The sequence below is a fragment of the Magnetospirillum sp. 15-1 genome (assembly GCF_900184795.1).
Lineage (GTDB): Bacteria > Pseudomonadota > Alphaproteobacteria > Rhodospirillales > Magnetospirillaceae > Phaeospirillum.
On record NZ_FXXN01000026.1, the window covers coordinates 403,525 to 413,547 of the forward strand.

15 protein-coding genes are annotated in these 10,023 nt (G+C 67.2%); all 15 read right to left on the bottom strand.

Going from position 1 to position 10,023, the window contains the following annotated elements; genetic code table 11:
* Window positions 1-8 precede the first annotated feature (8 nt).
* The 15 genes from CP958_RS17365 to CP958_RS17435 all read right to left on the bottom strand — a co-directional run bounded on the left by CP958_RS17365 (window position 9) and on the right by CP958_RS17435 (window position 10,013).
* Window positions 9-605, bottom strand: a complete 597-nt coding sequence (locus CP958_RS17365; RefSeq protein ID WP_096703460.1) for a nitrous oxide reductase accessory protein NosL — start codon at window positions 603-605, stop codon at window positions 9-11.
* A 23-nt stretch (window positions 606-628) separates the two neighbouring features.
* Window positions 629-1,318 (bottom strand): sulfite exporter TauE/SafE family protein, encoded by a 690-nt coding sequence (locus tag CP958_RS17370; protein ID WP_096703461.1) that lies wholly within the window; start codon window positions 1,316-1,318, stop codon window positions 629-631.
* The gene (locus CP958_RS17375) at window positions 1,319-3,730 is read right to left on the bottom strand and encodes a heavy metal translocating P-type ATPase (RefSeq protein WP_096703462.1); all 2,412 of its coding nucleotides are present in this window, start codon (window positions 3,728-3,730) and stop codon (window positions 1,319-1,321) included. It abuts the gene before it with no gap.
* Window positions 3,727-4,419 carry a hypothetical protein gene (locus CP958_RS17380; RefSeq protein WP_242442954.1) on the bottom strand — a complete coding sequence of 231 codons (693 nt, stop codon included), beginning with the start codon at window positions 4,417-4,419 and terminating at the stop codon, window positions 3,727-3,729. Before CP958_RS17380 ends, CP958_RS17375 begins: the two co-directional genes overlap by 4 nt.
* 15 nt (window positions 4,420-4,434) lie before the next feature.
* Entirely contained in the window at window positions 4,435-4,674 is a 240-nt protein-coding gene (locus tag CP958_RS17385; RefSeq protein ID WP_242442955.1) for a hypothetical protein, read from the bottom strand.
* Window positions 4,675-4,724: 50 nt separating this feature from the next.
* Complete coding sequence (locus CP958_RS17390) at window positions 4,725-4,901, bottom strand: metal-binding protein (RefSeq protein ID WP_096703464.1); 177 nt, start codon at window positions 4,899-4,901, stop codon at window positions 4,725-4,727.
* On the bottom strand, window positions 4,898-5,386 hold the full coding sequence (locus CP958_RS17395) for a TlpA disulfide reductase family protein (RefSeq protein ID WP_096703465.1): 489 nt from the start codon (window positions 5,384-5,386) through the stop codon (window positions 4,898-4,900). Before CP958_RS17395 ends, CP958_RS17390 begins: the two co-directional genes overlap by 4 nt.
* Window positions 5,383-6,429, bottom strand: a complete 1,047-nt coding sequence (locus CP958_RS17400; protein ID WP_096703466.1) for a hypothetical protein — start codon at window positions 6,427-6,429, stop codon at window positions 5,383-5,385. The genes CP958_RS17395 and CP958_RS17400 overlap by 4 nt, the downstream gene beginning before the upstream one ends.
* A gap of 3 nt (window positions 6,430-6,432) precedes the next feature.
* Window positions 6,433-7,110: an ABC transporter ATP-binding protein gene (locus tag CP958_RS17405; protein ID WP_096703467.1), complete on the bottom strand. Its 678-nt coding sequence runs from the start codon at window positions 7,108-7,110 to the stop codon at window positions 6,433-6,435.
* On the bottom strand, window positions 7,107-8,240 hold the full coding sequence (locus tag CP958_RS17410) for an FtsX-like permease family protein (RefSeq protein ID WP_096703468.1): 1,134 nt from the start codon (window positions 8,238-8,240) through the stop codon (window positions 7,107-7,109). The genes CP958_RS17405 and CP958_RS17410 overlap by 4 nt, the downstream gene beginning before the upstream one ends.
* Window positions 8,237-8,530 carry a hypothetical protein gene (locus CP958_RS17415; RefSeq protein ID WP_096703469.1) on the bottom strand — a complete coding sequence of 98 codons (294 nt, stop codon included), beginning with the start codon at window positions 8,528-8,530 and terminating at the stop codon, window positions 8,237-8,239. Before CP958_RS17415 ends, CP958_RS17410 begins: the two co-directional genes overlap by 4 nt.
* Window positions 8,530-8,718: a hypothetical protein gene (locus CP958_RS17420; RefSeq protein WP_096703470.1), complete on the bottom strand. Its 189-nt coding sequence runs from the start codon at window positions 8,716-8,718 to the stop codon at window positions 8,530-8,532. The genes CP958_RS17415 and CP958_RS17420 overlap by 1 nt, the downstream gene beginning before the upstream one ends.
* Before the next feature lie 58 nt (window positions 8,719-8,776).
* Window positions 8,777-9,163 (bottom strand): DUF2946 family protein, encoded by a 387-nt coding sequence (locus CP958_RS17425; protein ID WP_242442956.1) that lies wholly within the window; start codon window positions 9,161-9,163, stop codon window positions 8,777-8,779.
* A gap of 127 nt (window positions 9,164-9,290) precedes the next feature.
* Entirely contained in the window at window positions 9,291-9,521 is a 231-nt protein-coding gene (locus tag CP958_RS17430; RefSeq protein WP_096703472.1) for a hypothetical protein, read from the bottom strand.
* Window positions 9,522-9,683: 162 nt separating this feature from the next.
* Complete coding sequence (locus tag CP958_RS17435; RefSeq protein ID WP_096703473.1) at window positions 9,684-10,013, bottom strand: STAS domain-containing protein; 330 nt, start codon at window positions 10,011-10,013, stop codon at window positions 9,684-9,686.
* Between the last annotated feature and the right edge of the window lie 10 nt (window positions 10,014-10,023).

Consider the following 10,023-nt stretch of genomic DNA (forward strand, 5'->3'; position numbering starts at 1 on the left):
GTTGGGTTTCAACCCTTGTGCATCTCGCCCATCATCTTGCGGCGGCGCTCGTCGCGCTTCATGCGGATCATCCTGGTGTCGTCGGCCATGCCCATGTAGGTGAGCATCAGGGCCTTGTCAAAGTCGGCCAGTTCACCGTCACCCCTGGCGGCCTCGGCCGCCACCTTGGAGGCGAACGAGGTCTTGGGCTTCTTGGTCATGACCCCCTTGTGATCACCGCCGATGACATAGGTGGCGGCCTCGGCGTTGGTCAGCGGCTTGATGGCCTCGCCCGAGCCGTTGTCGGGGGCGTAGATGGCTTTGGGCACCCGGTCCAGATTGACCGACAGCGACACGGCGGCGCAGTGGATGGAGCAGGTGCCGTCCACCAGATCGTCGGAGTAGTGAACCAGATGGCGGCTGAAGTGGTACTCCTTGCGGTCCATGCCGCAATAGGGACACTTGGGGTACTTGGTCAGTTCGTCCACCAGCGGCGTGGGGTCCTTGGGCTTCTTCGGAATGAACTGCATGGGGGTGCCGTCGCCCTCGGCGGCGAAAGCGGGAACGGCCACGGTGGCGGCCAGGCCCAAGGTGGTACCGGCGGCCAGGAACTTACGACGGTTCATTATGTTCTCCTCTCCAAGACAACTCACCAGTTGGACAAGTTCTTCATCACCGCGAAGAAGCGCAGGCCCTGCATCAGGGTTGCCGCGCCCAGGGCGATGACCACGATGGCCGCGCCCTTCAGCAGCCATCCCCGTGCCGCGGCCCCCAGGCGGCCCAGCACGAAGCTCACGAACAGCATGGACGGCAGGGTACCCAACCCGAAGGCCAGCATCAGCAGACCGCCCTGCCAGATTTCGGACGCCGCGGTCGCCTTGACCGCCACCGCCAGGGTAAGCGCGCAAGGCATCAGCCCGTTCATCAGCCCGGCCATGGCGGCGCCCCGCGCCGAGCCCTTGGCGGCCGTGGCGAAGTAGTATTTTCCGAAGGTCCGCATGGGCATGCCGATCAGCGGCAACCGCCGGGGCAGCCAGCCCAGGATGTCGAGGCCCAGGGCGATGACCACCACGCCCGCGACGATCTGCAAGATGCCCTGGACCTTGCCGACGATGCCGGTGGACACCAGGGCGAGACCCAGCGCGGCGGCCAGCAGGCCGACCAGCACATAGATGGAGACCCGCGCCCCGTGATAGGCCAACGCCGGAACCGCGCCCCGCCCCGCCTCGCCCATGCGCACGAAGCAGGCCGAGACCAGCGAGCCGCACATGCCGACGCAATGGCCGCTGCCAAGGATGCCGGCCATGAAGGCGAGCGTGTAGTCGATTTCGCCTTCCACCTACCTGTCCTTCTGCAGCCGGAGCGAGTTGGTCACCACCGACACCGAGGACAGCGCCATGGCCGACGACGCCACCATGGGACTGAGTTCGCCAAGCGCGGCGCCGGGAATGGCGATGGTGTTGTAGCCCATGGCCCACACCAGATTCTGGCGGATGATGCGCATGGTCTTGCGGGAAAGCTCGATCATCTCGGCCACCTTGGCGATGTCGCCGCCCACCAGGGTGACCGGCGCCGCCTCGATGGCCACGTCGGTGCCGGTGCCGATGGCGAAGCCCACGTCGGCCGCCGCCAAAGCGGGGGCGTCGTTGATGCCGTCGCCGATCATTCCCACCACCTCGCCCGCCGCCCGTAACCGGGCGACGATCTCCTGCTTTCGCGCCGGCGAGGCCTGGGCCACCACCTCGGGAATGCCCACCTCGGCGGCGATGGCGCGCGCCGCGTCCTCCACGTCGCCGGTCGCCATGACGGTGCGCACCCCCAGATCGTGCAGGCGGGCAATGGCCGCCGCCGAGGTGGGGCGCGGCCGGTCGGAAACGCCGAACAGGGCCGCGAATTTACCGTCGATGGCGGCCAGAACCGGGGTCTGCCCGGCCAGGGCCGGGACTTGGACGGCGACACCCTCCGCCGCCAGGAAGGAGGCGCTGCCCACCAGCACCGCATGCCCACCGACGCGGGCGCGGATGCCTCGGCCGATCTCCGCCGAAAAGTCATCGGCCGCCTGGGGCTCGATGCCGCGCGAACGGGCGTAATCCACCACCGAGCGGCCGAGATGATGCTCGGACCCGGCCTCGGCGGCGCCGACCAGGGCCAGAACCGTATCCGGATCGAAGCCGGGCTGGGCCGCGAAATGGGACACCACCGGGCGGCCCTCGGTCACCGTGCCGGTCTTGTCGAACACCAGCACCGTCAGAGTGGCCGCCGTTTCCAGCGCCTCGCCATTGCGGATATAGATGCCGCGCCGCGCCGCCTGGCCGGTGGCGGCCATGATGGCGGTGGGGGTGGCGAGGCCCAAGGCGCAAGGGCAGGCGATCAGCAGCACCGAGACGGCATTGCCCAGGGCGGTGGAGAAGCGCGCCCCTCCGGCCAGCCAAGTGGCGAAGGTCACCCCCGCCACCGCCACGACGCCCGGCACGAACACCGAGGAAACCCGATCGGCCATGCGCTGCACCGGCAACTTGGCGGCCTGGGCGTGATCGACCATGCGGACGATGCCGGCCAGCACCGTATCCTGACCCACGGCGGTGGCGCGCATGCGGAAGCTTCCGGCGCCGTTGATGCAGCCGCCGATCACCGCGTCGCCCGGCCCCTTGACCACCGGCATGCTTTCGCCGGTGACCATGGATTCGTCCAAGGTGGTGCGGCCACTCACGACGCCGCCGTCTACCGGCACCCGCTCGCCGGGGCGCACCACCAGGATGTCGCCCACCGCCAGATCGTCCACCGGCACCACCACCTCGATTTCGTCGCGGACAACAATCGCGGTGGGAGGCTGCAGGTCGAGCAGCCGGCGAATGGCGTCACCGGCCTTGCCCTTGGCCCGCTCCTCCAGCCAGCGACCCAGCAGCACGAAGGAGACGATGCCCGCCGCCGCCTCGAAATAGAGGTGATGCCTTCCCGCCAGCATGGAGGCCACCGAATGGCCATAGGCCGACCCGGCCCCCAGCGCGATCAGGGTATCCATATTGGCGGTACGGTTCCGGGCCAGCTTGGCGGCGCGGGTGAAGAACGGCCGCCCGGCCCCCAGCACCACCGGGGTGGCGAGGGCGAATTCCACCACATGCCACAGCCGCGAGCGGGGCATGGCCATGCCGATGACCATCACCGGCAGGCTGAGCAGACAGGCCGCCAAGGCGCGGCGCTTGGCATCCTTCACGTGCTGGCGTTCGCGTTCGACGATCATGCGGCGCTGCGACAGCGTATCCATGGGCCGGGCCTGATAACCCAGCGCCCCGATGCGGGCCTCCAGCGCCGGGCGATCCAGGCTTCCGGTCACCGTGGCGGTAGCGGTGGCATAGTTGACGCTTGCCGAGCGCACCATGGGATCACGGCTCAAACTCATCTGGATCAGGGCGGCGCACGAGGCGCAGGTCATGCCCTCCACCGCCACGCTGACCTCACCGACCTCGCCCTCGTCACACGTCGCCGGGGGCGGAGCCTGCTTCGGCGCCCGCGCCACATTGCCCGCCACGGTGTCGATAAGGCGCAGCAGGGTCTCGGCCGGCATCGCCTTCGGATCGAAGCGCACCGCCAGCGAGGCCAAGGCGGGCACCACCCGCACCTCGCGGATGGCGGCATGCTTGCGCAACAGGATTTCCAGCAGGCACAGCCGCTCGGCCTCGCCCTTCAGCGCCGGGACCACCACACGGACCCGGCGCCGCAACTGGTGGACGACCTGGACCGTCCCGGTCATTTCTTCACCTTGGTAATGGCGCCCTTGCGATAACGGACCAGCAGAAAAGTCAGGTAGAACACCGTCATCCACTGGTAGCGGAAGGCCCAGGGACGCGGCAGCCATTGGCCGATGATGCGGTCCCAGTGCTGGCGGATCAGGTAGAAGGCCACCAGATCGTTGCAGAAATGGATGATCCATTCCTGCAGATCGACGCCGCCTTGGACCGGCTTGCCGGTCTTGATGGCGACGATCTGGCGCACCACGTCGGCCTTGGCCTTCAGATCGTCATAGCGCCGCCGCACGGCGCGGACGGGCGCCGCCGCCTTGAGGCGGTCCAGCCAGCCCGGTGCCACCGGCTCCTCGTCGGGGGCCGGCGGCACCCGGTCCAGGTCCACCGCCTCGCCCACCAGCCCGGCCAGCCTCCGGGCGATATCGGCCAGGGGAGAGACATCCTCGAACCAGCGGATGGACAGCTTGCCGGCACCGGTGAAGACATGGACGCGATAGACGCCCTCCATGGCCTCCAGCCCGGCGGTCAGCACCGCCGCCGCCTGCGGCGTGCGGAGCGGTTCGGGCAGATCGAATCGCACATGGCCGGCAGAGCGATGACGCACCGTCATCGCCTGCCACAGCACCTTGGCGCGGGCCTCGCGGGCGGCCAGGGCCGCCTTCCCCCTTACTCCGATCATGCCCCTTCCACCAATCATGGCGAAGCCTCCCCGCTATTCCTTGGCCTTGGCTTCCTCGGCCTCGCGGGTCTCCTCGACCAGATCGGCGAGGTTCTCCTTGGCGTTCAGCGCCATGTCGCGCCCCAGGTCGCTGGCCTTGGCCACGGCGGCGGTAATCTCCTTGCGGTATTTGAAGCCGAGATAGCCGATGGCGATTCCCGCCCCCAGCATCACCACCGGATGACCCAGCAGACGTCCGAACAGGCTTTTGCCCGCCACATATCCCACAGCCATAACAGCCCCCTTTCCAAGTTCATGTCCGAGATGGTTGGTGTCGTCGTTCATCATTTTTTATCCCCTTGTCCTTGGCCCTTATCCTTGACGGCATCCGGGTTCAGCATGATCCAGATGCCCCGGCAGCCCTCGCAGCAGAAGGCCATGTCCTTTTCCCCGGCCTTCAAGTGTAGGCCGTCCTTCGGCACCGGCAGCCCGCAAAGGTCGCAGGTCTCCGCCTCGCTCACAGCAACTCCTCCACCTTGCGGCGGAAGGTGGCCTCGTCGGTTTCGCCCAGGATGCGGCCCTTGATCTTGCCGTCGCGACCGACGAACAGGGTCATGGGCAGGCCGGTGACGCCGTACTGGCGGGTGACCTTGGACCCGGGGTCCAGCAGCACCGGATACGAAACGCCCAGCTTGGCGATGAAGCCGTCGATGTCACCCTTCTCCTGGCCGGCATTGACGGCCAATACCTCGAGGCCCCTGTCGCGGGACTGGCTCCAGACGGTCTGGATGATCTTCATCTCGTCCTTGCAGAACGGGCACCACGTGGCCCAGAAGCGCAGCACCACCACCTTGCCCGATAGCTGAGCGGGATAATCCACCGCTCCCCCGTCCAGGGTGCTCAGCTTGAAGGCGGGCGGCGCGTCGCCCACATGGGGGGCCTTGCCGCCCGACTCGCCGCAGGCGGCCAGCAGCAGAAGGACGGCCAGCAGGCGGAACGCTCTCATGGCTGGCCTCCGGACAGGTTGAGCAGAATGGCGTTGACCGGCGACTGCTCGATCAGGATCAGGTGCGAGCGGACGATCAGCCAGACCGTCACCGCGGCGAACAGGGCGAAACCCGCCATGGAGGCGCCGACACAGCGGCGCACCATGCGCGGCCCCGCCTCGGCCAGACTGGCGATGCGCGCCGAGGGTGCCGCCACGCCGCCGCCCAGGCCGAGCGCGGTGGCGGCGAACAGCGGCAGATAGAGGGCGTAGCCCACATGGCCGTACTCCCCCTTCAGGATGCAGAACGGGCAGTGGTGCTGCGGCATTTCGTAGATGTAGACCGAGATGGCGGCCACCACCGCCTCCAGCGCCACCACGAAGGCCACCCCCGACACCAGGGCGTAAAGAATGGCGCCCTTTCCGGATTTCAGCACCCGGCGCCCCAGGACCAGCACCACTCCCAGCACCAGCGCCAGCAGGGACAGGGCGGCTTCCGGCGCCATGGTCGCCAGCTTGTCGCTGGTCACCTGGGTATTGCCGGAAAACAGGGTCGAGCAGCACGACGCGATGACGTCGGCCCGCAGGCCGAGGAAATAGGCCAGTTGCACCCCGGCCGCGCCGGCCATCAGCGGCGCCAGGGCCAGCAGCGCCCCATACTTCACCCGCACCAGCGGATAATCGTAGCCGCGCGAGTCCACGTGGTTGAGCACCAGCCACACCCCGGCGGCGAAGAACACCACGATCTTCAGGTACAGGGTGGGAAAGCCGAACTCGTTGACGTTCAGCGTGCCCACCGCGCACATGGCGCCGACGAACAGCGAGGACATGCGGTCGGCGTTGAACACGAACAGCACCAGCGACGCCAGTTCCGAGGCCAGCACCACCACCAGCAGGGTGGAGACCAGATAGGTGCGCTTTTCCATCTCCAACTGGGCCTCGGAGCCGCTGGCCGTATCCCAGCGCCGCAGCACATTGATGGCGAACGGCACGGAGGCGACCACCATCAGGGTTCCGATGGCCGAGGCCAGCAGCAGGGCGATGATGGCGGGCTGGAACACCATGGTTCAGTGGCTCTCCACCAACTGGCCGTCGCGCAGGCAGACCACATGGTCCACCACCGCCGTGTCGCAGACCATGGGGTCGTGGCTGGTCATCAGCACGGTCTTGCCCGCCTGCTTCAGGGTCTCGACGATGCCGAGGAACTGCCTGGACCGCTCGCTGTCCAGGTTGGCCGTGGGTTCGTCGGCGATCACCACCTCGGGGTCATTGATCAAGGCCCGCGCGATGGCTACCCGCTGGGCCTCGCCGCCAGACAGCCATTCGGCGTTGGACTGGGCCTTTGGCCCGATGTCCAGGCTGTCCATCAGCGCATGGGCGCGCTCGCTCAGTTCCTTGGGGTCGCGGCCCAGCGGATAGGCCGGAATCATCACGTTCTCCACCGCGCTGATGCCCTTCAGCAGGTTGAACTGCTGGAACACGAAGCCGAAGGTCGAGCGGCGGATATCGGTCAGGAACCGCTCGGGCAGGCCGGAAATGTCGCGGTCGCGCAGCCGCACCCGGCCCGAGGTGGGCCGTGCCAGACAGCCCACCAGGGTGAGCAGCGTGGTCTTGCCCGAACCGCTGGGTCCCCGGAATACCGTGACCTTGCCGGCCCTGACCGTGAGGTCGATGCCCTTCAGCGCCCAGAACTCGTTGCTCTTGCCCTGGTTGAAGGCTTTTCGCACGTCGGTGAGATGGATCATCGCATCACCTGATCGGGATCGACGATAGCGGCGCGCCAGATGGGCACCACGGTCGCCACCGTGTAGGGAAACACCGTGAAGAAGAACAGGGTGGCGACCTGCAATTCATCGACGAAGGGGGTCAGCCGGTATTTGGGGTACAGCACCGCCCAGCCCTTCAGCACTGGCTCGAACAGCCCGGCGCCCAGGTGGAAGACATGGGCATAGGCCAGCAGATAGCCGACCAGGAAGGCCGACAGCGACACCACCAGGCCTTCCAGCATCTTCAGGCGGATGACATCGCTGGTCTCCCAGCCCACCGCCTTGAGGATGCCGATCTCGCGCCGCTCCTCCGCCGACAGGCCGGACGCCTTCTCCCACGAGAAGATGGCGAAGGCCAGGATCGAGCCGGCCAGCAGCACCAGCAGCATGCCTTCGCGCCAGTCGAACACCGATTCGTAGGTTCGCAGAATCTCGTCTCTGAGAATGATGCGGGTATCGGGCAGCGCCGCGTCGATCTTCTCGGCGATCTTGCCCACCTCGCGCGGGTTCCGGACCGACACGGCCAGATCGGTGAACATCCCGGCCGGGATACCGAACAGACGGCGGAAGTCCTCTTCCGCCACCAGGAACAGGTCGGCGGACACCAGGGCCGATTCCCGCGAGATGGCATGGTCCACCTTGAACTGGACCAGGGAGCCGTCATGGGCGCGGAAGCTCATCAGATCGCCGGGATCGGCGCTCCTCACCCGCACCACTCCGTCGCCGATCACCACCTTGCCCGGCTCGATGCGGGGATTGGTCGGCACCATCAGGGTGTAGTTGGCCGCCGCCGCCGGGTCGAACAGGTACCCCCACAGCCGCCCTTCGGCCGATTGAACGCCCCGGATGCCCTTGATGGCCTCCAGATGACGGGCGGGGATCAAATCGTGGCGCCCGGCCACCATGCGCTGGACCAGCACTTCCGGGCTCTTGGCCAGCACGGTGGCGGCTTCGCGGCGGATGGCGTGGGAGAACAGCATCACCGAGGCCAGCACGAAGACGATGGCGGTATAGACCGCCAGCATGCCCAGCGTCTTGCCCCGCCGGCGCGACAGCGACGACAGGCTGAAGTCCAGCAGGCTGCGCTGCTTATTGAGCCACACTCTCATGGCCGCCCCTTCCAAATGGGCGGCGGCAGCAACGATCCGGTGGGGAAGTGATCCATGGCGAAGGGGTGATCCTGGAAGGCGGAATGAAGGTCGGCCTGGCTGGGGTGGCGGGTGTAGCGGGCCTCGGTGAACAGCACCAGGTCGGTGAGACCCAGCCTCTCGACCATCTCGGCCTTGCGTTCCAGCGCGGGACCCTCGCGGGCAAGCCCCCGCGCGGCATCGGCGAAGCTGGCCCCCAACAGGACCAGCAACAGCGCCGACAGAAGCAGGAACGTATCGGATTTGCGCATCACACCCGGGCCGCCGCCTTCATCAGCACCACGCGCAGCGCGCCGGTCAGGCTGGGGCCCACCCCCAGGCTCTGCGACAGGGCGGGAACCAGGATCAGCGAAGCAACGGTCAGGCCGGTGCCCAATACCAGCGACCCCAGGCCGATCTCGGCGGGCTTGGGCGCAGTCTTGACGGTGGAAGTGCTCATGTCTCGTCCTCCAGACTCCATGACGACGGAGGCGACTGGTGTCGCCTTCGGCAATGCGTCAGGAGAAGGAGGGAGGACCGCGCGGGCTCTGGGGAAGATGGGCGGAAAGCGGAATGCCGCCCTGGTCGGTCGGCGCCGCCGTGGCGAACAGAACGGTCCGCGACCGGGCCAGCCCCGTGAACGCCGGGGGCGGCAGAAGCTTGATGCCGGCGTGAAGCTGGCAGAACTGGCAATGATCGTGGACGGCCTCGCCCGGAGCCTGGGCGTCGGCTTCGCCCGAGGAGTGGCAGATGGACGCCGCCAGTTCCCGGTCGATGGAAGCGGCCTGAACCGGAGTGATCGGAACCAGGAACTGGACGACCAGGGCAAGGGCAGCCAGCCACGCGCCGAGCCGCCCAAGGCCGCCCAACCGCTTCGCCGTTCCTGCCGCCGTACCTCGCGTCAAAACCTTCGCCCCTCCGGGCCGATCCGATTTTTCTAAATTAGCACACGCCATGGCCGGGAGTCACCGCCCTCATAACGGGCGCTTCGGCGGGTTCTGGCATTCATCGGGTCCAGATGCCCCCGTCCCTTCAGACGTCCCGTTCGGGGTCGATGTCGAAGCGGCGCTTGCCGTACTTGCCGGTGAAGGACGGACCGTCGTCGATCTCCACATGGTCGCGGCCAAACGCGCCGTGCTGCATCAGACGCTGCTGCAGTTCCATCAGATGCTTCCAGTACTGCATCATCTGGTTGGCGGAGTTCATCCAGCCTTCCAGCATGGCCTGCTGCATCTCGATCAGGTTCTTGTAGGGGTCGTTCATTGTCTTGCCCTCCTCGGCCCTCGGCCCGCGGCCCTGGCCGGTTCTTATCCAGGCGAACCGGTTAGGGCCGAATACTTATGGTAGCGCAGACGAGGACCACATACCAGCCGCCCCGATGCAGACCCGATATCGCCGGATCACGGGGCGCGCGATGCCCTTTCCCTACAACGCGGCCAGGGCCGCGTCGCGATCGGCGTAGATGGCCAGAATCTTGGCGAAGCCGGAGACGTCGAAGACCTCGCGGATATGGGGCTTCATGGAGCACAGGGCGAACTTGCGGGTCCCGCGGGTCATCTTGGCCCCCACCAGCACCACGCGCAACCCGGCGCTGGAGATGTAGTCCAGCTCGCCGAAATCGATCAGAATTTTCGGCGCGCCGGCATTGACCACCGCCAGGACACGGGCCTCGAAGGCCTTGGCCGTCGAACTGTCCACCCGGGCGAGGGGAACGAGTACGGTGGCGTCGCCAGCCTGTTCTTCACGGATTTCCATCAGCCAAAAC

What these genes read in the sequence shown, in the direction of transcription:
- CP958_RS17365 (WP_096703460.1), bottom strand. Translation starts at nt 605, where the DNA reads ATGAACCGTCGTAAGTTCCTGGCCGCCGGTACCACCTTGGGCCTGGCC.
- CP958_RS17375 (WP_096703462.1), bottom strand. Translation starts at nt 3,730, where the DNA reads ATGACCGGGACGGTCCAGGTCGTCCACCAGTTGCGGCGCCGGGTCCGT.
- CP958_RS17380 (WP_242442954.1), bottom strand. Translation starts at nt 4,419, where the DNA reads ATGATTGGTGGAAGGGGCATGATCGGAGTAAGGGGGAAGGCGGCCCTG.
- CP958_RS17385 (WP_242442955.1), bottom strand. Translation starts at nt 4,674, where the DNA reads ATGGCTGTGGGATATGTGGCGGGCAAAAGCCTGTTCGGACGTCTGCTG.
- CP958_RS17395 (WP_096703465.1), bottom strand. Translation starts at nt 5,386, where the DNA reads ATGAGAGCGTTCCGCCTGCTGGCCGTCCTTCTGCTGCTGGCCGCCTGC.
- CP958_RS17400 (WP_096703466.1), bottom strand. Translation starts at nt 6,429, where the DNA reads ATGGTGTTCCAGCCCGCCATCATCGCCCTGCTGCTGGCCTCGGCCATC.
- CP958_RS17405 (WP_096703467.1), bottom strand. Translation starts at nt 7,110, where the DNA reads ATGATCCATCTCACCGACGTGCGAAAAGCCTTCAACCAGGGCAAGAGC.
- CP958_RS17410 (WP_096703468.1), bottom strand. Translation starts at nt 8,240, where the DNA reads ATGAGAGTGTGGCTCAATAAGCAGCGCAGCCTGCTGGACTTCAGCCTG.
- CP958_RS17415 (WP_096703469.1), bottom strand. Translation starts at nt 8,530, where the DNA reads ATGCGCAAATCCGATACGTTCCTGCTTCTGTCGGCGCTGTTGCTGGTC.
- CP958_RS17420 (WP_096703470.1), bottom strand. Translation starts at nt 8,718, where the DNA reads ATGAGCACTTCCACCGTCAAGACTGCGCCCAAGCCCGCCGAGATCGGC.
- CP958_RS17430 (WP_096703472.1), bottom strand. Translation starts at nt 9,521, where the DNA reads ATGAACGACCCCTACAAGAACCTGATCGAGATGCAGCAGGCCATGCTG.
- CP958_RS17435 (WP_096703473.1), bottom strand. Translation starts at nt 10,013, where the DNA reads ATGGAAATCCGTGAAGAACAGGCTGGCGACGCCACCGTACTCGTTCCC.